This window comes from Xanthomarina sp. GH4-25 (assembly GCF_045363175.1).
Taxonomy (GTDB): domain Bacteria; phylum Bacteroidota; class Bacteroidia; order Flavobacteriales; family Flavobacteriaceae; genus Xanthomarina.
In genome coordinates this window covers 55,634-77,421 of the sequence record NZ_JBJFLO010000010.1, presented here as the reverse complement: position 1 = coordinate 77,421, position 21,788 = coordinate 55,634, and the positions used below count along the sequence as shown (strand labels likewise).

Below are 21,788 nucleotides of genomic sequence, written 5' to 3'. Positions count from 1 at the left end.
ATCTTATTAGAACATAGTTTACGTTAACAGAATACAAAACAAAGCTAACTCCTTCTCATTTAAATAATTACATGTTTATAAGTGTGTTGTATTTTTTTAGTATCTTTAAACTCTCCTCAGGTCTTTTTTAATAGCGCTAAAAGACTTATGAAAACCAACAAACTAATATCATTTGCACAATTTTGTGCAACCAAGTTTTATTGTGCCAAAATTTCATCGATTTTTTCTCGATGCACTTCATCCAACAATTACTTTAGAGTCGTTTTATTAATGGTTTTTTTATTCTTCATGCCATTTATTTTTGGTCAAAACCCACAAATAGATAGCCTCTCTAATGTACTTCAAAATGAAACTGATAGTTCCATCAAATTAGAACTTATTAATAAGATAGCTAATCTAGAATTTCAAAATAATTTTGAAAAATCTATTGTATACGCCAGACAAGGAGTGGCACTTTCAGAAAAATCTAAAAATACTCATTGGCAACCAATATTTTATGAAATGCAAGGTAGAATACATGCCAACCTTTTAGAATTAGATTCAGCTTCCTTCTATTTCACCAAAGCTTTAAAAGGTTACCAAGCTATTGAAAACAGGAAAGGTCAAGCAACAACATATTTTAAAATTGGTTGGGTTCATAAAAGGAAAGGAGAGATTGAAGAGGCTCTTAAAGTAGATCTTGAAGCCTTAAAACTTATGGAGTCTCTTGATGATAAAAAAGGAATTGCTGGAGCTTACAGTCGTATTTCTGAAGACCTAAATAAACAAGGAAGACATAATGAAGCCCTTGAATACGCACTAAAAACAGTTGAACTTAGTAAAAAAAATCAATTTAAATCCGAGTTGGCTTATGCTTACACATCAGCTGGAGACACTTACATGGCTATGGGTCGTTTTCAAGAATCTTTTAGATATTACGATAAAGCACTTAATCAAGCAAATACACTAAGCTTTTCGGCATTCGATTTAATTAATTTTTCGAACAATAGAGCCAATGCGCTTAAACGAATGAAAAAATACTCTGAAGCAAAAAAAGCATATGAAAGTTCTCTAGCTGAAGCAGAAGAAATAAATTATGAAAATGCCATATATGTTATAACTGCTAATTTAGGAGAAGTCAATCTATTACTAGGTAATTATGAAGATGCTTTAAAATACCAGCTTCAAACAGTTGCTCTCCAGGAAGCCAATAATGATGTTTCAAACTTAACTGAGAATTACGATCATGTTAGTACCATTTATGAAAAATTAGGAAACCTCCCAAAAGCTCTTGAATATCAAAAAAAAGCTAGAAAAATGAGGGATAGCACTGCTTCTATTGAAAGTGACAAAGCCATGTCTAAATTATTAACCCAATACGAAACGGTAAAGAAAGAACAAACAATAAAAAACCAGGAAGCTAAAATATCTCAACAACAAAAAACACAAATATTATACATTGCTATTGCTGCTTTACTAACACTTAGTTTGATTGGCATGTTTTCAAGCATGAGAAATATTAAAAATAAACGTAAAAAACTTCAAACTTTAAACTTAGAATTAGAAACAAAAAATAAGCAAAATGAATTATTGCTTAGAGAGATTCATCATCGCGTAAAAAACAACCTGGAATTAGTGAAGAGTTTGATTTCTTTACAGTCTGCACAACTAGAAGATTCTGCCACTAAAGACGCTATGATTGCTAGTCAAAACAGAGTACAATCCATGGGAATTATTCATCAAAAACTCTATCAAGGAACAAACTTAGGAAGTATTGAAATGAAAGACTATTTTCTAAATTTAAGCGAAGGCATTTTGGATTCGTTTAACACAGAAGATCAAGTAAAAATTGAATGCGCTATGGATAACCTTGAATTAGATGTAGACACTGCAGTACCAATAGGTTTGATAGTAAATGAACTCTTAACTAATGCCTTAAAATATGCCTTTCCTGACAATAAAAAAGGACATATTCAAATTAGTTTATTGCAAAATAATTCAGATATTTTAACTTTAAAAGTTGTTGATAATGGAATTGGCAAAATAAATGGAATAGCACCAAAAGGAACCGGTTTTGGTTCGCAACTCATTAAATTATTAACCCAACAATTAAATGGAGAAATGCACGAGGAAAACACCAATGGCACATCTGTATTATTTCATTTTAAACTTCATAAAGCAGCTTAAATGAAAACACCTTTTAAAATATTAATTGTTGAAGATGAAATGATTATTGCTGCAAATATTTCATTACAATTAACCTCACTAGGCTATGAAGTTACTGGTGTTATCCCACGTGGTGAGGAGGCGTTACTTCATATTAAAGAGCAACAACCAGATATGGTGTTATTAGATATTAATTTAAAAGGAAAAATTGATGGTATTGAAACGGCACTATTAATGCAACAAGATTTCAATATTCCTATAATCTATCTAACAGCAAATGCAGATGATGAAAACTTCAACAGGGCAAAAGCCACAAATCCGTATGCTTTCATTTCTAAACCCTTTAAAAAACTAGATTTACAAAGAGCCATTGAGCTTACAGCAAATCACTTGAAATTAGAAGTTAAAACCGAAAATGAGACATCTAACAACAGTGATATTCCATTAATTTTGAACGACTGTATTTTTGTTCGTCATCATGAAAAAATGGTAAAAATCAGCATCAAAGACATTCTTTATATTGAAGCCGAACGCAATTACTGTCGTATCTATTCAAAGGGTAAAGAATATTTAATTGTTACAACACTAAAGGATATTGACGAAAAATTACCTCAAAATCATTTTTTAAGAATCCACCGTTCCTTTATAGTTAATATTTCACAAATAGATGAAATAGCAACCACACATGTAGTCGTTTCGAGAAAAGCCATCCCAATTAGCAAGCAGTTAAAGTCTGAACTCCTAAAACGCTTACATACTATTTAAATACAATTACAGCCTCATTGTTAATTAGTTGAACACAAAACAGCCTTTATTAATTTCCCTTGATAAATAAATGCTTGTTTTCGGACATTAAAACATCTATTTCGTCCTAAGTCACTTTTAAATAGCAGATTAAATAACTTATTTAGTTAACCTAATTGCTCACTTTTGCACACTCATAAAACATGAAATATTTCAATGCAACTTTAATATTGATAGTTTGTTTTTTACTAATATCGGAAAAAACAACATCTCAAAATCAAGATAACACCATTATATCCCTTAGTGAAATTTACAATAAGATGATCCCTAATGAGGTATCAAGCACAAAGAACATAATTGGTCCTATTTCTAATAACACATTAATTGGCACAGATAAAGAGGGATCTGTTTCAGTAATTAATTCAACATTGATTAATGACATTGTTAATGATTTTAAAAGTAATTGGGAGCACCTCATATTTAACGATCTAGACATAAAAGAAGTAGAAGAAGGCAACATTTTGGTTACGGGATTTCTCATAGGAAAAAATTACGAACAAGGACTCGTCAATTATCAACCATTTCAACACACATGGCTCATTCAAAATGGAATAGTTGTTAAGTTTATTGATTAATCAAAAATATATAACAAACAAGTAGATACGTTATAAAAGCGAATAGCTATATGGTTTCGTGGGGAAAATATTAGTGCTATAAAAACTAATTCATATAGCTATTCTACTTGTTTTAATTTTAAATACAATTACGTAAAAATTCGTTAAAAATGAAAAAGGCAGGTATTATAGGTGGTTCAGGTTTTATAGGAAGCTATATAACCAAAGAGTTTTTAGATAATAATTTCGAAGTAAAAGTGTCTGCCACAGATATTTCAAAAGAAGAAAAATACCAACATTTAATGACTCTTGAAAATTCAGATTATTTGCATATTTGTGAATTAGATGTAACCAATAAAACTGCTCTAAGAGACTTTGTTAAAGATTGTGATATTGTCATTCATGGAGGAACTCCTTTCCAATTGGATTTTAAGGATGCAAAAACCGAATTACTAGAGCCAACAATCAAAGGCACAGAAAATTTTCTAGAAATCATAAAAGAAACACCAACGGTTAAAAAAGTAGTTATCATTGCGTCAGTTGGTGCTTGGAATACAGATTTTCCTTTGCCTGCAGGCACAAAAACTTCAGAAGATATCTTTAGTGAAAAAGACACCCCATTTTTTAATGAAGAAAGTCATCCTTATGCCCAAGCTAAGTTTATAGCCAATCAAACCGTAGAAGAATTTATAAAAAAAAATCCTAAGCTTAATTTCGAAATTACAAGTGTATCACCTACAATGGTTATGGGAAAATCCTTATCAAAACGGGAAGACTCCACCTCTACTGGTATCCAATTTCTTTTCAAAAACAAGATTGCTCCCAACCCCTTTATACAAATGTTTTATGATACAGACATACCATTAGCAATTGTAAATGTTAAAGATGTTGCTACTGGAATTTATAAAGCTGCTACAATTCCTGGAAACCATGGAAAAAATTATTTATTGTCAAGCGAAACTTATCCTGTGTCCGATGTGTCGTTGATGTTAAATAATAAAGATCCAAAAAATACGCCTAAAATCATCTATCAAAACCAAAAAGCAGAACGCGAATTAGGATTGCCCTTTCGTTCGGTAAAATCGACATTACAGGACTATAATTCATAATATACATTAAACACATGGAAACTCAAATAAAACCATCACCAGCAGCAATCCTTCAAATTGGAACTGGTTTTTGGGCATCAAAAACATTACTAACAGCTGTAAATATGAATTTATTTACACTTTTGGCAAATGGAGAAAAATCAGGACAAGACATTCAAGCGAAATTAGGTCTACACAACAGAAGTCTTTATGACTTTCTAGACGCATTAGTCGCTTTAGGATTTTTAAGCCGAACTGGAATAAAAGAAACTGCTGTTTACAAGAATACCGAAGACACAAATCTGTTTCTTGACAAAAACAAACCTTCTTATATTGGAGGGATTTTAGAAATGGCCAATAATCGTTTGTATCCATTTTGGAACGATTTAGAAGAGGGCTTAAAAACGGGTTTGCCACAAAACGAATCCAAAAATAATGGTCAACCGCCATTTGAACTCATCTATGCTGATCCTGCCAAGCTTAGTGAATTTATTCATGCTATGGCTGGTGTGCAAACTGGAAATTTTATAACTTTTTCAAAAGAATTCGATTTTTCAAACTACAAAACCCTTTGTGATATAGGTGGTAGTGGTGGTCATTTTTCTGCACATATTGTTATGAACAATCCGCATATCCATTGTACGTCTTTCGATTTACTACCTGTAGAGCCTATTGCCAAAGACATTATAAATACTATGAATTTGAGTGATAACGTAACACTTGCATCTGGAGATTTTTTTGAAGATGATTTTCCCAAAGCCGATATCATCACTATGGGAAATGTGTTACATGATTGGGGAGAACAAGACAAACTCATGCTTATTGAAAAAGCATACAGAGCCCTACCAATTGGTGGTGCCCTAGTGGTAATAGAAAACATTATTGATGATGCCCGAAGTAAAAATGCTTTTGGATTGTTAATGTCATTAAATATGTTAATTGAAACTGAAAAAGGTTTTGATTTCACCTTCGAAGATTTCAACAAATGGACAAAACAAGTTGGGTTTAAATCTACCACATTACTACCTCTGGCAGGACCAGCGAGTGCTGCGATTGCTTACAAATAATACAGTTTAACTATTAATTAAATATAAATTACAATGACAAAAGCAACCTTTTTAAACCTAGCAGTTTTAACACTTATTATTACTGCTTCATTAGTAAGTTGTAAGGAAGAAACTAAAACTGAAACTCCTCAACCAGAACCTCAACCAATTGTAGTTGAAGTAGATGAAACACCAGACTATTTTCTTCTACGTCCAGAAGTTGAAAAAGCATATGGCTATTCGCATGCAGTAAAAATTGGCAACGACATTAAAATTTCTGGAGCCGTAAGTATGGATGATGAAGGCAACCCAACTGCTGTTGGAGATTTAGAACAACAAATGAAAAACTGCTATGCGGATTTAGAAAAAGTTTTAAAACATTATGGCTGCACATTTGATGATGTAGTGAAGGAAGATGTATTTACAACCAACATGCCTAAATTTTTAGAAGTGGCAGGATATAGAGCTGAAATTTATAAAAAGCAATTCCCAACTGGAACGTGGCTTGGAGTTAAGGAATTGGCCATTCCTGAATTTATGATTGAGATAGAATTGGAAGTACATAAATCAAAATAACAAACATAATTACTCAGTATAATTACAAAATCAATAACATGAAAATATTATCTAAAATTTTTATAACAGGATTCCTTTTTATTGGATTTGCTGCAACCAGCCAAACAACATCTCAAGCACTATCTAAAATTAATACGGAAGGCTTTCAGAAATCGCAAGTTATGAGTTTAATTTCAGACTTATCAGATGTGTATGGTCCACGATTAACAGGAACCAATCAATATTTTATAGCTGCAGAATGGGCAAAGAAAACCCTAGAAAGTTGGGGAGTCGATAACGTGTATTTCGAAAATTATTGTGATGACTGCATGGGTTGGGAAGTAAAATCTTTTAATGTAGAAATGACGGAACCTGCTTATATGAAAATACAGGCCTATCCATATGCATGGACAGAAAGCTCCAATGGTGTGCAAATAGGTGATTTGATTTGGATTGAGCATTATGCTAATTTAGACCAAGTAAAAAAACAATGGGCTGGAAAATTACAAGGAAAAACAATCCTGATAGGTTCAGCTCCAGTACAAAATATGCTATTCGATCCTCTTTCTACACGCTTTACAGAAGACCAAATTAAAGAAGCTGAAAAATCTATTGTACCTGCACCAAACAATTCTTTAAGTCATAATGCTGGAGATTTGGATTTAATTGGAAATTTGGATATGATATTCGCAAGTATGGTAAAAAAAGATGATGCCTTTTTTGCCTTTTTAAAAGCTGAAGGAGCTTTAAGCATGTTAGGAACAACTCCTTTTTTTCCTGGTGTTATTCACCCAAGTGGTACGTATAATTTTAGAGAAAGTGATGAGAAACCAATCCCCTATTTTGCCATTTCGCCAGAAAATTTCGGAAAACTAAAACGTTTATCAGTTAGAGGAATGAACCCAAAAATTAAATTCCATTTAGATTCTGAATTGTATTTAAATCCTAAAAACAATGTCAATATTATTGCAGAAATTACAGGTTCGGATCCAAAATTAAAAGACGAAGTTGTGATGATTGGTGCACATTTCGACTCTTGGCATCCAGCTTCTGGAGCTACAGATAATGGCGCTGGATCTGCAGTCATGATGGAAGTGATGCGTATTATTAAAGCCTCTGGATTAAAACCAAAACGAACGATTAGAATCGCACTTTGGGGAGGCGAAGAACAAGCGTTTTTAGGTTCCTTGGCTTATGCGGAAAAACATTATGGAAAAGTAAAAGAAACGACTAGAAAAAAAGAAGTTGAAAAAATTTCGGCTTATATCAATATGGATAATGGTGCTGGCCAAATGCGTGGCATCTATTTACAAGGAAACGAAGCAGTTAGGCCTATTTTTAAAAGTATGTTAGAGCCATACGCTTATTTAGATGTGAATAATCTAACCATTCAAAATACGGATTTTACTGATCATGATGTTTTCGATTATTACAAAATCCCTGGATTTCAAATCATACAAGATCCATTAAATTATAGTACAGTCACACATCACACGAATTTAGATGATTTAGAATATGTTCCCGAACGCGATATGATGATTAATGCGACTGTAATTGCAGCACTAGTTTATCAAATTGCAGAGAGAGATTCGCGTTTACCTAGAGAAGATTAAAGATAACTATTGAATTTAAAACTATGAAATTAATTTTCGCCTTTATTGTAATGATTTCTATAAGCCTAAATTGCTTAAGTCAGGAAAAAAATAACGGACAAATAATAAATTATAAAACAGGAAATCCAGCAGATTGGCCAAAAGAACTTGATGCTGTGATATCTGCTCCAAATAATCATAAAATTCTATTAGAAAACGATCAGGTAAGAGTTTTAGAAGTGACTCTAGCTCCAGGTGAAATAGAAGCATTACATCATCACCAATGGCCAAGTGTTCTTTATATTCAAGAAGCTGGTGATTTTACAGATTCTGATGGCGATGATAGAGTGCATCCAGGACATGCTAGAAAAATGGTAGCTAAAATGAATGATATGGTTACAAAACCTATTATTATGAAAATACTGAAGGTGGTCATGCAGGTTCTTCAACAAATGAGCAAAGTGCAAAATCAAATGCTTTGATGTTTTCCTATTTGTTGATGAAGTTGAAGTAATTAATATCATAACAATCTGTTATATGCAACCTTTAAAACCAACCAAAATGACTATTTCAAAACCTAGTAATTTTTTATTTACAACAATACTATTACTAGTATTATGTAATTCTCTATTTAGCCAAAAATTAGAGCCAAAAGAAAGATTACCAGAACCTGACCATACTATAACCTCAAAAATAACAGGTCATGACTATCAACTATATATGTCTTTTCCCAGAGGTTACTCAACCAAAGACACCATTTCCTATCCTATTTTATATGTTTTGGATGGTTGGCGTGATTTTGAATTTTTTAATACAGAACAAAGAAGATTATCTGGAAAAATTGAAGATGTTATCATCATAGGTATTAGTTCTGGGCTTGACGGATTAAGTTTTGGACTTTCTAGAACTCTTGATTATACCACAACTGTTGATACAATTTTTACAAGGGATGGGGAAAAAAAATTCAACCTTCCAAAAGGAACTGCAAAATCTGGTGGAGCCTCTCAATTTTTAGAAGCTCTTAAAACCGAAATAACGCCATTTGTCGACAAACATTATAAAACCAATTCAGAGAGAGGTATTTCAGGCCATTCATTTGCTGGACTGTTTACGGCTTACGTATTTTTAAATTCAGATGGTTTTTTTACAAAATTCGGCATCAATAGTCCTTCGCTATGGTGGGATGAAAAGAAATTATTAGATCAAGCTATTTTACAATTTACCGAAAATAAAACCTGGAATATACCACCAACTAAAGTTTATATTTCCGTTGGAGGGAAAGAAGGAATAGATATGGTTCCCCAAATGATTGAGTTCAGCTTAAATCTTGAAGAAGCATCATATAATAATATAGATTTAAAATGGCATGTATTTGATGATGAATCACATGGATCTGTTATTAGACCAAGTTTGACGCAAACATTAATTGAATTGTATGGAAAAGATTAAAAAACACATGAAAATAAAAACAGGTATTACCCTTTGCCTTCAATTATCTATTTTCACCTTATTCGGGCAAAACATAACCGGAAAATGGTATGAAATTCAGGATCCGAATGCGAGTTTAGAATTCACTATCGACAAAACAAGCGAAGCATATTCTGGCTCTTTCAATTGGCAATGGAAAAGTTGGATTAGCACAGTTAATGCACCACTCGATCATATAATTGTTAAGAACGATTCACTTTTACTGGAATTAACACATGCAGACTTTAAACTAAATTTCAAATTAAAAAAAGAGGATAAAACTGAAAACTACAAAGGCTTTTTTTATCTCGGACCACGCCAATTAGGACCAGTTACTTTGAGTCGGACTCCTATAAAACGTGTTTTGACTATTCCCGAAGTCGTCGAAAAAACTTACAGTAGACAAGACACCTTAAGAGGCAAAATAACGGATGAAAGAGCATGGTGGAATTTAACGCATTACGATTTGGATTTTGAATTGGACATAGAAAATAAATTCATCAAAGGCTCTAACACCATTACGTATATAGTATTAGAATCAAAAAATGACATGCAAATCGACTTGCAGCCTCCTTTGAAAATTACTAAAGTGATTCAAGCTGGTGAATCTTTGACTTTTACACAAGAAGGAAATGCGTATGTCATTCATCTGAAAGAAAATCAAACAAAAGGATCCTCAAAAGAGATTGAAGTATTCTATGAAGGAAACCCAAAGGAAGCACCGAGAGCACCTTGGGATGGTGGTTTTTCGTGGGAGAAAGATGCAAATGGCAAACCTGTAGTATTCACCTCATGTCAAGGAGAAGGTGCTAGTTTATGGTGGCCAAACAAAGATCACATGTACGATGAGCCAGATAATGGCATGATCATACGTGTAACCGTACCTGAAGATCTTATAGCGGTTGCCAATGGGAAACTTACAGCGACCGAAAAAAAGGATAATGGTACAACAACTTATCAATGGACAGTTGTTAACCCTATCAATAGTTATGGTGTTGCTCTTAACGTAGCAGATTATGTTCATTTTTCAGATCCATACAATGGAATGGAAGGAACACTGGAATGTGATTATTATGTCCTGCCTGAACATCTAGAAGAAGCCAAGGTTCAATTTAAACAAGCACACTCAATGTTAGAAGCTTTTGAATATTGGTTTGGTCCTTATCCGTTTTATGAAGATAGTTACAAACTAGTAGAAGGTGTTGGCATGGAGCATCAAAGTTCCATTGGTTACTCTGGTGGCTTTATAAATGGGAATCGTGGTAATGATATGTCAGGATCGGGTTGGGGATTAAAATTCGATTATTTGATTATTCACGAATCTGGTCACGAATGGTTTGCGAATAACATTACTTACAAAGATATGGCAGATATGTGGGTCCATGAGGGATTTACAACCTACTCTGAAGCTTTGTATGTAGAATATCATTTTGGGAAAAAAGCTGGAGCAGAATATATAAAAGGACTTTCCCAAGGTATTAATAACGACATCCCAATTATTGGAGAATACGACGTTAATGATACGGATTACACACAAGATGCATACCTAAAATCTGCTACAGTTTTGCACACATTAAGGCAAGTTATTAATGATGACGAAAAGTGGAGAGCTATTCTAACGGGTTTAAATACAGAATTCTACCATAAAACAGTGACTACAGCAGATATTGAAAATTATATTACCAAACAATCAGGATTAGACTTAAGCACATTCTTTGAGCAATACTTAAGAACCATAGAAGTACCTACGCTAGAATACTTTTTTGAAGATAACAAATTTGCTTATCGTTGGATAAATGCTGTTCCCGGATTTGATATGCCATTGAAAGTAAAACTAGATAACAAGGAACAATGGATTCATCCAACCACCAAATGGACACATGAGTACACCAAAGACACTAAAAATGAATTGATCATTGATCCCAATTTTTATGTGGCTGGTTTTAGAAATATGAAAGAATAAACCCTTTTAGAATATGATATACTATTGGCTACATCTTTTTTACATATTCATTGGTTCCAAATTCTTTTGGAAACCAGTAGACTTGACATCTAATCTCACCAGAAAACGACGTGTTAACATTCTTGATTGCGAGACTTTGAGATACATGAACAATTCCAAATACACCAATTACATGGATTTTATTCGGTTTGAAATCATGTTTCGATCTCAATTATTTAATAATTCCGTTAAAAAAGGCATGTTTGCGGTATTAGGTTCACAGAAAATAATTTACAAGAAACCACTAAAAAGATGGTCCACTTTTTCAATAACCTTGTCTCTGGAAGGCTGGGATGAAAAATGGGTATACCACAAACATACTTTTACACAAAAGAATCAAGTTTGTGCAATTGGCTATACAAAAGCGGCTTTTTGGAAAGGTAAAAAAGCTCAGAATATAGACCAAATTCTTAAAAACTCTGGCGTGACTTTAAATGAAATGAACCCATCTGCAAACGTTCTAAAGCTTTTTGAAACCGATTATGAGCTTTTGAAAGAAACAGAAGAAGCAACATAATAATATTACTAATAATTAACACATCAAATTATGAAAACCGTACTCATCACAGGAACTAGCAAAGGCATTGGACTTGAAACAGCACTCACTTTCGGTCGTGCAAGCTACAAAGTTTTTGCAACCATGAGAAACCCTGAAAATGCTTCAGAATTTAAACAAAAAATAGCTTCCGAATCTCTGGACATCAGCATTCATAAAATGGACGTGGATTCAGATGCATCTGTTAATAATTGTATAGATTCTATATTCGACACTCACGAAAACATAGATGTTTTGGTAAATAATGCAGGTATTGAACGTCATGGTTCTATTGAAGAAATGCCTATGGACGATTTTCATTCCGTTATGAACACCAATTACCTTGGAGTCCTTAGATGCACCAAAGCCTTGCTCCCACAAATGCGAAAAAACAAAGCAGGCTGCATTATTAATATAGCATCTGTTGCTGGTCATATTTCAAACAGTCCGTTGGGTGCTTATGCCGCAAGCAAACATGCCCTTGAAGCTATTAGTGAGGCTTTGGCGCAAGAAGTAAAACCTTTTAATGTTCGTGTTGCCATTGTTGAACCAGGCATTATTAATACCGAAATGGCAAATGATATTTCAGTAGATGGAGAATCTATTTATCCGCATTCCAAACGTTTTTCCGGACTCTTTTCTGCATCGTTAAAAACGCCAACACCACCTTCCCTAGTGGCAAATAAAATTTTAGAAATCTCAGAAAGCAACTCTTGGAAATTAAGACATCCTGTAGGACCAGATGCAGAACCATTTATTGCATGGCGTGCCTCGATGAGCGATGAAGAATGGGTAGATTGGAACGCAGTAAATGATGAAGAATGGTATAATTCTGTAGAAAGAGATTTTGGCTTAAATGCGCGATAAAGAGCTGGTTTATTAGAAAATAAACAATAATACTAGTCGCAATTGGTATAAAAAATTGAAAAAAGTTAATTATTTTAAAAGTGTCTTGATTTTATATTTCTTGATTCTATATTTTTTAAAATTAATTAATTACTTGTAGGAAAACATTCGCTTAAATTTTGTATTTTTACTTGAGTGCCAGTTTTTTAAATAAACTAGCACTCAAGTATTTTCTGTTTAATAGCTATTAGCCCTTCCTCTGCTATTGCACATAAGATGATGTTTATAACAAGTTGTGTCTCGCAATTTGAATTCTATAATAAACACATCTAAAAACCTTATTACAGATTGTAATTAATTATTAACTTAAAACCAAGACCCATGAAAAATTTAGTTTTAATAGGTTGTTTATTATTCCTTTTCACTTCCTGCAACAATAAACATAGATACACACAAGAATCTGAAGAAATTGAAATTGTTAAAGCCAACATTAATGATTACGATTACCAAGAATGGGATAAACTAAAATCCCACTATGCAGATTCTGCACAAGTATTCTATAATTCTAGATCTAGAATATTTTCTCCAGATGAATTGATTGAGTATCACAAAAACAACGACATTAATTTATCTACTCGTGCTTTTGAAGATGAAAGTCGAGAATATGAAATGGTAGAAGACAATAACGGCAAAACTTGGGTGAATTTCTGGGGTTTGTGGAAAGGAAACTTAGCAGCCAATAACAAGCAAATTATTATGCCTGTTCATATCACCTATCAATTTGTCAATAAAAAAATTGTAAAAGAATATGGGTATTGGAATTCTGCTGAGATTCAACTAGAGCTTCAAAAAATAGAAGCTAATAAATCATTATTAGAACCTGAAGAAGAAACAGTAGAAATTGTTGAAATTCAAGATATAGAAGACATAGAAGAAGTTGAATAAACTTAAAAATCACCCATTGTTTCAATATTGTATTTCATTAGTGAAACGGACATTCTATGTCAAATTTTAACGCTTTCCTTATTTAATATTCATGTTTAGATAAAAATTTTAGCCTACTCGGACAATAAAATGAAGCATTCGTCCTAAATCGATTTTATACCTTGATAAATATCACTTACTTAGAATTCAATTGAATTTTGAAAAAAGTATAAAAAAATTTATAAAATACCTTCATTATGAAATCGAACATCTTTATACTATGTTGCTTTTTTAGTCTATTTTTTTCTTGTATAGAAAAACAAGAAAAAACTACCGACATTGAAACCGATTGCACGTCCATATATATGGATTATTCAAATAGTAAAGACCAATTTACAGGTGGCATTAATATGATTCCAATTAAAACAGCTAAAGGCACCTTCAATGTTTGGACAAAACGTGTTGGTAATAACCCTAAAATAAAAGTATTACTTCTTCATGGCGGACCTGGTGGGACACACGAATTATTTGAATGCTTTGATGGCTATTTCCCAAACGAAGAAATTGAATATGTATATTACGATCAGTTAGATTCTTATTATAGCGACAAACCAAATGATTCTACACTTTGGACAACAGATCGTTTTGTTGAAGAAGTTGAACAAGTTAGAAAAGCGTTAAAAATGGATCATAGTAACTTCTATTTATTAGGTCAATCTTGGGGAGGTATTTTAGCCATGGAATATGCTTTAAAATATCAAGATAATTTAAAAGGTTTAATTATCTCGAACATGATGGCTAGCATCCCTGAATATGAAAAATATGCTGCTGAAGTATTAGGACCGCAATTAGATCCTGAAGTTTATAAAGAAATTAAAGACATGGAAGCTAATAACGATTTTGAAAATCCAAGATATGCAGAATTGGTCACAACCAATTATTATACAGAACACGTATTAAGAATGCCTTTAAATTCCTGGCCAGAATCAATAACACGAGGATTTAACCACTTAAATCCAAGCATCTATATTTATATGCAAGGCTATAGTGAATTTGGAGTTACTGGTAATGCCTCTTTAAAAGGCTGGGATGTATCGGATAGGTTAAAAACCATAAACACGCCAACCTTAATGATTGGTGCTACTTATGATACTATGGATCCAAAATATATGGAATGGATGTCTAACCAAGTTCCTAACGGTCGCTTCTTATTGTGTCCAAACGGAAGTCATTTCTCTCAATACGATGATCAAAAAAATTATTTCAAAGGATTGATTTCTTTTATCAAAGATGTGGATTCTGGCTCATTTAATTAATCTATTTTTTATGAATAAAATACTTAGTACTTTAACCTTATTTTTCTCTATTACATTTGGTTTTTCGCAAACTTATATCACGAATGTAACCATTATAGATGTTGAGAATCAAAAGTTAATTCCCAATCAAACAGTAGTTATTACTGGAGATAAAATTTCTAATATTCAATCAAGTAAAAAGATTAAAGTTGCAGCAGATACTTCTGTAATTGATGGTACTAACAAATATTTAGCACCAGGTTTAACAGACGCTCATGTGCATTTTTTTCAAAATGGAGGGCTTTACTCGCGTCCTGATGTTATTGATTTAAGAAAGGAAAAATCTTTTGAAGAAGTCATTGAATTTTCTCATGAAAATATGGAAGACCAACTTCGAAGATACTTAAGAAGTGGTATTACTAATGTGATAGACGTTGGAGCCACTTATAACCTCCTTGAACTAAGAAAAACTTTCGAAAACAAAAATTTTGCACCTTCAGTTTACATGACAGGCCCATTGTTAACCACATACGAACCTCAAGTTTACATAGGATTAAAAAAGAACGAACCATTCAGTTTGGTTAAAACCGAAGAAGATGGCAGAAAAATGGTACAAGCACAATTAGCATATAAGCCAGATTTCATTAAAATCTGGTACATCGCTGGTGCAGATGGTTTGGATACAGAAACAAGTGCAAGGAAAAATTCTCCTTTAGTTAAAGCCATTATTGAAGAAGCCCATAAAAACAATTTAAAAGTTGCTGTTCACGCATCCGAAAGAATAACTGCGCAATTAGCAGTAGAAAATGGTGCTGATTTTTTAGTACATAGTGTGGACGATGAAATTATACAACCAGAATTTGTTAATCTTTTAAAGAAAAACAAAGTCATTCTTTGTCCAACTCTTATAGTTTATGATAATTACTTAAATACCTTTGGTCAAAAACACAACTTTAGCAATTTAGAATTTGAACAAACCAATCCATATCAATTAGGAACTTTATTGGACTTAAAGCATCTTCAAGACACAACTCTTGTTAACAACTACAAAAACATGGCAAATTCTAAAAGCCGGGTGTCAGCTCTTAAAAAATCAGATTCAATTAGCATGGTTAATTTAAAAATCCTTTCAGATGCTGGAGTAGTAATTGCAAGTGGAACGGATGCTGGAAATATTGGAACCTTGCATGCTTCATCTTATTTAATAGAATTACAAGCCATGCAAAAAAGTGGCATGAATAATTGGCAAATACTTCAAGCATCCACAATCAATGGCGCAAAAATTTTGGATAAACAAAATGAATTCGGAACCGTAAGTATTGGCAAAAAAGCCAATTTGATTCTTTTAGATGAGAACCCTGTTGAGAACCTAGAAAACTTAACAAAAATATATCGTGTAATAAACAAAGGAACTGTTTTTAATCCAAAGGATATAGTTACAGAAACTCCTGAAGCATTGGTACAACGTCAGTTAAATGGATATAACTCGAGAAACATAGATGCTTTTTTAGAGCCTTATGCAGACGATGTAGAGATTTATAATTATCCTGACCAGTTACTCATGAAAGGAAAAGACAATATGCGTTTAGGTTATACTCAAATGTTTGAATCGATACCTAATTTACATTGCGAACTTAAAGGAAGACTCATTAGAGGCAACGTTGTTATAGACCAGGAATATGTAAAAATGGGAGAAAGCATAGTTGAAGCTATTGCTATCTATCATATAGAAGACAACAAAATTAAGAAAGTATATTTTATAAATTAAAACACCCTAAGTCTTATTATTAATAGCATTATAACTAAGACAGATGACAACCAACAAACCACTACAACCAGTAACTAAAGAAGATAGAATAGATTTTTTGGATATTTTAAGAGGTATTGCTATTCTATTTATTTTCGCTGCTAATATTGTATTTTTTTCTGGATACGTCTTCTTCCCACCCGAGGCACATATACCTGCTACTATTCTAGTAACAGATAACTTTGTAGATTTTACAAATTTCACCTTAATAGATGGCAAATTTTATTCCATATTTTCTTTGCTTTTTGGTATTGGATGCGCCATACAATTCAATAAATTAAATAACCACAACAAACCCTTTGCTCCTTTTTTTAGACACAGAATGTTCTGGCTTTTAATAATAGGGTTAATTCATTTATGTCTTTTTTGGTTAGGAGACATTTTAACTCTCTATGCTTTACTTGGTTTTATACTTATTTGGTTTGTTAACATGTCCAACAAGAAGCTTATAACTTGGGCAATTATTTTAATTTTATTTCCTCTTGTTAACTGGTTTGTTATACATGTGGCCAATTTTAATTATCCGAAATATATATTTCAGCTAAACATAGATTACGCGAAACATTTCGGGTTTCAAATGGCTGAATGGCAAGGTAAAGAATTTACCGATTTTCAAGCATATTTAAAAAATGATAACTTGATTGAGTTTTTTAAAATGAACGTTGGTAATACCTTTATTAGAATAGGAAATATTTTAAGGGAAGGTAGAATCTTTAAAGTGCTTGGTGTTTTTTTAATCGGACTTTGGGCAGGAAGAAAAATTATAAACGAAAATTTGCTAAATAATACCAAATTTTTAAAGAAAGTGGCTATATATGGTTTTAGTATTGGTCTTCCAATAAGTATCATTAGAACCTATCTTGAATTTTTCACAAATCCTGAATCACAAATTTTAGGATTTTTAAACACCCTTTCATATGCTTTTGGCACAGTTCCTCTTGCCATGGGTTATGCTTCTTTACTAGCTCTGTTATATAGAAAAAATTTAAAATTTTTAAACTGGTTTGCACCAGTTGGAAAAACAGCTTTATCCAATTACATTTTTCAAACATTTATATCCATAACCATATTCTATGGAATTGGTTTTGGTTTTGTAGGCAAGCTTGGTATAACAGTAATTATGGGTATTTCAATAGCCGTTTTTTGTTTTCAAGTAGTCTTGAGTACCTGGTGGCTTAAGCATTTTAGGTTTGGGCCATTAGAATGGATTTGGAGACAATTAACCTATAAAAAAAGGATTAAACTTAAGAAATAACATATAATCAAATCAAAAACGAAACATCATGAATTCAATGGAGAAACCTTGGTCAAAAAAAGAATTGCAAATATATATTTTACTGCTTTGTGCCAATGCAGATTCAGAAGAAACTGAAGAAGAACTTGAATTAATAAAATCTAAAACAGACCCTGATACTTTCATCAAAATGCATAAAGAATTTAGTGAAGATACAGAGGAAGATAGGTTCGAAAAAATAGACACCAACGTGCATTTGCATGACTATTCCAATATGGAACTTTCAGATTTTAGAAAAGAGATGTACGAAGTTTTCTTAACAGATAAAAGATACCTTCTCATGGAACGTAATCTCGATCGTATTTTAGATAACATTCTGTATTAACCATCTCATATTTAGTTATTAAAAAAAATATAGATGATAAAATTCTTTAGACATATTCGCCAAACCATGATAAAAGAAAACAGAGTTAGCAAATACTTACTGTACGCCATTGGCGAAATCATCCTAGTAGTTATTGGCATTCTCATTGCTTTGCAAATAAACAATACTAACGAAGCGAATAAAGCAAGAGTAAAAGAATTGCATTATCTTAAAAACATCAAAACCGATTTACTCCTAAACATAGATAACATCAATAGTTTTATTGAAACCAGAGAAACTAAAATTAAATCGGCAAACATTGTTTTGGAGTATTATGAGGGTAAACCTCTCTCTAATCTTAATGATTTCAACAAAAATATTTTAAACGTTTATATCTGGCATAAATTCTATCAAATAAACAACACCTTTTTAGAATTAACCAACTCAGGAAATCTAGCTACAATATCAAATGATGCCATAAAGAACGGTTTACTAAATATAGATGCGCTTTATAAAGAATTAAAAGGCGAAGAAGAGCATTATCGTTTTGACACAGAGGTACTACTTTATGAGCCTTCGTTTAATGTTTTAGACTTAAATCCACTAACAAAAAAATTCATGTACGATGTTAGTAATGGCCAAGCTGGAGAAAATACTGAAATACCTAGAGAAAATTTTGAAACACTTTTAAAAGACACCAAACATAAAAATGGCTTCGTAATGGCAGTTTATGAATTTACAGTTATGAACGGTCAATTAGCAACCATGAAAAACATGTCTGAAGAACTTCTACATCTAATTGATAAGGAACTAAAAAAAGGATAAATGATTAAATTCTTCAGAAAAACACGTCAAAACATGATTAAAGAAAACAGAGTTAGCAAATACTTGCTTTACGCCATTGGCGAAATCATCCTCGTGGTTATTGGTATTTTAATTGCGCTTCAAATTAATAATTGGAATGAAAACAAGAAAATAAATAAATCTATTTCAGAACATTCAGTCATTTTGAAACAAAACTTATTGGAAGACAAAACACAGCTGGAACTATTACATCAAAACATGACTGATAATGTTATTTATTCAGATTCTTTGATGATGCAAATAAAAACTTTAATACCTATTGATGGTAATACAACTAAATATTTAGTGAAATTATTATTGGAATATCAGTTTAGGCCAAATACCAATGCTATGGAAACCATCATGCAATCGAACGAAATTCCTTTTTTAAAAACAGAATTACAAACAGCCATTCTTGACTATTATGCTTTAATTAAAAGTGCTCAAGAACGAGAAAACATTTCAAACACTCAAATTCAAAGTAAATATGAAGTTTTTATTACTTCTCAGTATCCATTGATATTTCAGAGAAATAATAGATGGGATTTTATAAACAACTACTACAAAGACGATCCAAGACCATTATTAGCTTTAAATGAAGAAGAATTTCTTGCTGATAAACAATTGGAAATTTTAATCACATCTCGTTATTTTCAAAGCGTTGCACTTAAAAAATTCTATTCTGATTTGCTGGAAGCTTCAAACTCCATATTAAAACTGCTTTAAAATATGATAAAATTCTTCAGACATATCAGACAGGACCTTCTCAACAAGGGTAAAACCACCAAATACTTCAAATACGCTATAGGAGAAATTGTATTAGTAGTTTTTGGTATTTTAATTGCCTTAAGCATCAATAATTGGAATGAAAACAGAAAACTTCAAAATGAAGAATTAAATCTATTACTTGAAGTCAAATCAAATTTAGAAGTCACCCTAAATAATTTCAAAAACGATACATTACAAAATCTAAATACTATTTATCAATACCGAAAAATAGAACATTACATCCAGGAAGATTTACCTTATAATACTGAGCTAGATGAGGCTTTTGGACTTTTAGGAACTTGGTGGAGTCCATATCCTATTTCAACAGCTTATACAACGCTAAAAACCAAAGGCTTGGACATCATTTCAAATCCATCTTTGAGAAATAACATTGCACATATGTATGAATTTGAGTTTAAGGTATTGAGCGATGATTATGATAAGGGAGAATGGGGAGTAACGTCAGCTATCACACCTCTTATTACTAAACATATTAAAAGATTTACTAAAAATTCCAAACTCTATGCGCGTCCAAATAGTTTTGAATATTTAAAACAAAATAATGAGTTAAATAATATATTAGGTATGCTAATTGCCAAAAGAGAATTTGGTATAAGAACTTACAAAAAAACTATGAATTCTATGGAGGATTTAATTCAAGCAATAAACGATGAATTAAATTCAAGGAAATAAATTAAACAACAAAGCTTAAGTCATAATTCATTTTAACTAACTTTAAAGAATCAAGTAAAAACTCACAATAAAATCCATGAAAGCAAAATCCATAAAAGGACATTCTAATTCAGAAATAAAAACAGCTTTAATTCAAAGTATGGCAGATGGATTTAAACCCACTTTGGCCATCGTCTTTTTATCTATAAGTCAAGATAGAAAAGCAATATGTCAGCTTCTAGATAAAGAAAATATTGCTATCTATGGATCAACAAGCAATGGTGAGTTTATCGACGAAGAAAATGAAAAAGAATCGACTGCCATTTTGTTAATGGATATTAAAAGAGAACATTTTAAAATTTACCTCGAAGAATATCCCAATAAAAACTATCGTGAAACTGCAAAAAACATAGCTTCAAAAGCAAAAAAAGAATTTAAAAAACCTGCATTCTTAATTGCTGCAAGTCATCTTGAAACTGATGCCGAACAATTACTTTATGGTTTTGAAGATATTATTGGAAAGCATGTTAATGTTTTTGGAGGAATGGCAGGAGACGATTATACATTTTCAGATCAATTTGTTTTTACAAATGGAAAAGAAAGCAATATTGGAACTGTAGTCTTAGCTTTAGAAGAAAACAAAATAAAGATTAAAGGAGTTGCCACCTGTGGCTGGAAAGCTGTAGGCACTGAAAAAACCGTTACTAAAAGCGAAGGTAATCATGTTTATACTGTAGATAATATTCCTGTATTAGATATTACCACAAAATATGGTGGTTTAGAAAATGTAACTCCCGAAAACGAAAACTTATTACTTGAGATCGCTGCCAATTTCCCCTTGCAATTACAAAGAGAAAAAGGCGACCCTGTAATGCGACCTGGTTTGGTTGTTGACTGGAGTGATCGTTCCTTTTATTGTAGTGGGTCTGTACCTCAAGGTTCTAAAGTTCGCTTTTCACTACCACCAGATTTTGATGTGATGGATAAAGTAATTAAAGGTGTTCAACACTTAAAAGATACTGAAATGCCTGAAGCAGATGCTTTAGTCGTTTTTAGTTGTGCAGGAAGAATTTTATCTCTTGGACCACTAATGAATCTAGAGTTGGAAGGCGTGAAGAATGTATGGAATATACCAATGGCTGGTATGTTCTCTAATGGAGAATTAGCCAGAGCAACAGGTGGCAACCTTGAAATGCACAACCTAACAACTTGTTGTGTTGCACTAAAAGAAAAATAATTAAACTATA

The 21,788-nt window shown here is 32.2% G+C and carries 21 protein-coding genes; all 21 read left to right on the top strand.

Annotation, left to right across the window (positions count from 1 at the left end; translation table 11 throughout):
• Positions 1-288: 288 nt before the first annotated feature.
• The 21 genes from ACI5KZ_RS14050 to ACI5KZ_RS13950 all read left to right on the top strand — a co-directional run bounded on the left by ACI5KZ_RS14050 (position 289) and on the right by ACI5KZ_RS13950 (position 21,778).
• Complete coding sequence (locus ACI5KZ_RS14050) at positions 289-2,166, top strand: tetratricopeptide repeat protein (RefSeq protein WP_406847982.1); 1,878 nt, start codon at positions 289-291, stop codon at positions 2,164-2,166.
• A complete protein-coding gene (locus tag ACI5KZ_RS14045) occupies positions 2,167-2,910 on the top strand; it encodes a LytTR family DNA-binding domain-containing protein (RefSeq protein WP_109309050.1) in 744 nt (247 codons plus the stop codon).
• Positions 2,911-3,092: 182 nt separating this feature from the next.
• Complete coding sequence (locus ACI5KZ_RS14040; protein WP_109309051.1) at positions 3,093-3,524, top strand: hypothetical protein; 432 nt, start codon at positions 3,093-3,095, stop codon at positions 3,522-3,524.
• Positions 3,525-3,673: 149 nt separating this feature from the next.
• Positions 3,674-4,612, top strand: coding sequence for an NAD-dependent epimerase/dehydratase family protein (locus tag ACI5KZ_RS14035; protein ID WP_109309052.1), 939 nt, complete (start codon positions 3,674-3,676; stop codon positions 4,610-4,612).
• A gap of 14 nt (positions 4,613-4,626) precedes the next feature.
• A complete protein-coding gene (locus tag ACI5KZ_RS14030) occupies positions 4,627-5,658 on the top strand; it encodes a methyltransferase (protein ID WP_406847981.1) in 1,032 nt (343 codons plus the stop codon).
• Between the two features lie 33 nt (positions 5,659-5,691).
• Positions 5,692-6,213, top strand: coding sequence for a RidA family protein (locus ACI5KZ_RS14025; protein ID WP_406847980.1), 522 nt, complete (start codon positions 5,692-5,694; stop codon positions 6,211-6,213).
• Between the two features lie 38 nt (positions 6,214-6,251).
• The gene (locus tag ACI5KZ_RS14020; protein ID WP_406847979.1) at positions 6,252-7,805 is read left to right on the top strand and encodes a M20/M25/M40 family metallo-hydrolase; all 1,554 of its coding nucleotides are present in this window, start codon (positions 6,252-6,254) and stop codon (positions 7,803-7,805) included.
• A 23-nt stretch (positions 7,806-7,828) separates the two neighbouring features.
• Positions 7,829-8,266, top strand: coding sequence for a hypothetical protein (locus ACI5KZ_RS14015; protein WP_406847978.1), 438 nt, complete (start codon positions 7,829-7,831; stop codon positions 8,264-8,266).
• A gap of 79 nt (positions 8,267-8,345) precedes the next feature.
• On the top strand, positions 8,346-9,233 hold the full coding sequence (locus ACI5KZ_RS14010) for an alpha/beta hydrolase (RefSeq protein WP_406847977.1): 888 nt from the start codon (positions 8,346-8,348) through the stop codon (positions 9,231-9,233).
• Positions 9,220-11,214: a M1 family metallopeptidase gene (locus ACI5KZ_RS14005; protein ID WP_406847976.1), complete on the top strand. Its 1,995-nt coding sequence runs from the start codon at positions 9,220-9,222 to the stop codon at positions 11,212-11,214. Before ACI5KZ_RS14010 ends, ACI5KZ_RS14005 begins: the two co-directional genes overlap by 14 nt.
• A gap of 13 nt (positions 11,215-11,227) precedes the next feature.
• The gene (locus ACI5KZ_RS14000; protein WP_406847975.1) at positions 11,228-11,770 is read left to right on the top strand and encodes an acyl-CoA thioesterase; all 543 of its coding nucleotides are present in this window, start codon (positions 11,228-11,230) and stop codon (positions 11,768-11,770) included.
• Between the two features lie 30 nt (positions 11,771-11,800).
• Positions 11,801-12,655, top strand: a complete 855-nt coding sequence (locus tag ACI5KZ_RS13995; protein WP_406847974.1) for an SDR family oxidoreductase — start codon at positions 11,801-11,803, stop codon at positions 12,653-12,655.
• A 360-nt stretch (positions 12,656-13,015) separates the two neighbouring features.
• Positions 13,016-13,579: a hypothetical protein gene (locus tag ACI5KZ_RS13990; RefSeq protein ID WP_109309058.1), complete on the top strand. Its 564-nt coding sequence runs from the start codon at positions 13,016-13,018 to the stop codon at positions 13,577-13,579.
• Between the two features lie 236 nt (positions 13,580-13,815).
• A complete protein-coding gene (locus ACI5KZ_RS13985; RefSeq protein ID WP_109309059.1) occupies positions 13,816-14,874 on the top strand; it encodes a proline iminopeptidase-family hydrolase in 1,059 nt (352 codons plus the stop codon).
• A gap of 10 nt (positions 14,875-14,884) precedes the next feature.
• A complete protein-coding gene (locus ACI5KZ_RS13980; RefSeq protein WP_406847973.1) occupies positions 14,885-16,621 on the top strand; it encodes an amidohydrolase family protein in 1,737 nt (578 codons plus the stop codon).
• A gap of 43 nt (positions 16,622-16,664) precedes the next feature.
• On the top strand, positions 16,665-17,915 hold the full coding sequence (locus tag ACI5KZ_RS13975; RefSeq protein WP_406847972.1) for a DUF418 domain-containing protein: 1,251 nt from the start codon (positions 16,665-16,667) through the stop codon (positions 17,913-17,915).
• A 28-nt stretch (positions 17,916-17,943) separates the two neighbouring features.
• Positions 17,944-18,279 (top strand): hypothetical protein, encoded by a 336-nt coding sequence (locus tag ACI5KZ_RS13970; RefSeq protein WP_406847971.1) that lies wholly within the window; start codon positions 17,944-17,946, stop codon positions 18,277-18,279.
• Between the two features lie 33 nt (positions 18,280-18,312).
• The gene (locus ACI5KZ_RS13965; RefSeq protein WP_406847970.1) at positions 18,313-19,083 is read left to right on the top strand and encodes a DUF6090 family protein; all 771 of its coding nucleotides are present in this window, start codon (positions 18,313-18,315) and stop codon (positions 19,081-19,083) included.
• Positions 19,084-19,827, top strand: a complete 744-nt coding sequence (locus tag ACI5KZ_RS13960) for a DUF6090 family protein (RefSeq protein ID WP_406847969.1) — start codon at positions 19,084-19,086, stop codon at positions 19,825-19,827.
• Between the two features lie 3 nt (positions 19,828-19,830).
• Entirely contained in the window at positions 19,831-20,562 is a 732-nt protein-coding gene (locus tag ACI5KZ_RS13955) for a DUF6090 family protein (RefSeq protein ID WP_406847968.1), read from the top strand.
• A 76-nt stretch (positions 20,563-20,638) separates the two neighbouring features.
• On the top strand, positions 20,639-21,778 hold the full coding sequence (locus tag ACI5KZ_RS13950; protein WP_109309063.1) for an FIST signal transduction protein: 1,140 nt from the start codon (positions 20,639-20,641) through the stop codon (positions 21,776-21,778).
• Positions 21,779-21,788: the final 10 nt, after the last annotated feature.

What these genes read in the sequence shown, in the direction of transcription:
- ACI5KZ_RS14050 (WP_406847982.1), top strand. Translation starts at nt 289, where the DNA reads ATGCCATTTATTTTTGGTCAAAACCCACAAATAGATAGCCTCTCTAAT.
- ACI5KZ_RS14045 (WP_109309050.1), top strand. Translation starts at nt 2,167, where the DNA reads ATGAAAACACCTTTTAAAATATTAATTGTTGAAGATGAAATGATTATT.
- ACI5KZ_RS14040 (WP_109309051.1), top strand. Translation starts at nt 3,093, where the DNA reads ATGAAATATTTCAATGCAACTTTAATATTGATAGTTTGTTTTTTACTA.
- ACI5KZ_RS14035 (WP_109309052.1), top strand. Translation starts at nt 3,674, where the DNA reads ATGAAAAAGGCAGGTATTATAGGTGGTTCAGGTTTTATAGGAAGCTAT.
- ACI5KZ_RS14030 (WP_406847981.1), top strand. Translation starts at nt 4,627, where the DNA reads ATGGAAACTCAAATAAAACCATCACCAGCAGCAATCCTTCAAATTGGA.
- ACI5KZ_RS14025 (WP_406847980.1), top strand. Translation starts at nt 5,692, where the DNA reads ATGACAAAAGCAACCTTTTTAAACCTAGCAGTTTTAACACTTATTATT.
- ACI5KZ_RS14020 (WP_406847979.1), top strand. Translation starts at nt 6,252, where the DNA reads ATGAAAATATTATCTAAAATTTTTATAACAGGATTCCTTTTTATTGGA.
- ACI5KZ_RS14015 (WP_406847978.1), top strand. Translation starts at nt 7,829, where the DNA reads ATGAAATTAATTTTCGCCTTTATTGTAATGATTTCTATAAGCCTAAAT.
- ACI5KZ_RS14010 (WP_406847977.1), top strand. Translation starts at nt 8,346, where the DNA reads ATGACTATTTCAAAACCTAGTAATTTTTTATTTACAACAATACTATTA.
- ACI5KZ_RS14005 (WP_406847976.1), top strand. Translation starts at nt 9,220, where the DNA reads ATGGAAAAGATTAAAAAACACATGAAAATAAAAACAGGTATTACCCTT.
- ACI5KZ_RS14000 (WP_406847975.1), top strand. Translation starts at nt 11,228, where the DNA reads ATGATATACTATTGGCTACATCTTTTTTACATATTCATTGGTTCCAAA.
- ACI5KZ_RS13995 (WP_406847974.1), top strand. Translation starts at nt 11,801, where the DNA reads ATGAAAACCGTACTCATCACAGGAACTAGCAAAGGCATTGGACTTGAA.
- ACI5KZ_RS13990 (WP_109309058.1), top strand. Translation starts at nt 13,016, where the DNA reads ATGAAAAATTTAGTTTTAATAGGTTGTTTATTATTCCTTTTCACTTCC.
- ACI5KZ_RS13985 (WP_109309059.1), top strand. Translation starts at nt 13,816, where the DNA reads ATGAAATCGAACATCTTTATACTATGTTGCTTTTTTAGTCTATTTTTT.
- ACI5KZ_RS13980 (WP_406847973.1), top strand. Translation starts at nt 14,885, where the DNA reads ATGAATAAAATACTTAGTACTTTAACCTTATTTTTCTCTATTACATTT.
- ACI5KZ_RS13975 (WP_406847972.1), top strand. Translation starts at nt 16,665, where the DNA reads ATGACAACCAACAAACCACTACAACCAGTAACTAAAGAAGATAGAATA.
- ACI5KZ_RS13970 (WP_406847971.1), top strand. Translation starts at nt 17,944, where the DNA reads ATGAATTCAATGGAGAAACCTTGGTCAAAAAAAGAATTGCAAATATAT.
- ACI5KZ_RS13965 (WP_406847970.1), top strand. Translation starts at nt 18,313, where the DNA reads ATGATAAAATTCTTTAGACATATTCGCCAAACCATGATAAAAGAAAAC.
- ACI5KZ_RS13960 (WP_406847969.1), top strand. Translation starts at nt 19,084, where the DNA reads ATGATTAAATTCTTCAGAAAAACACGTCAAAACATGATTAAAGAAAAC.
- ACI5KZ_RS13955 (WP_406847968.1), top strand. Translation starts at nt 19,831, where the DNA reads ATGATAAAATTCTTCAGACATATCAGACAGGACCTTCTCAACAAGGGT.
- ACI5KZ_RS13950 (WP_109309063.1), top strand. Translation starts at nt 20,639, where the DNA reads ATGAAAGCAAAATCCATAAAAGGACATTCTAATTCAGAAATAAAAACA.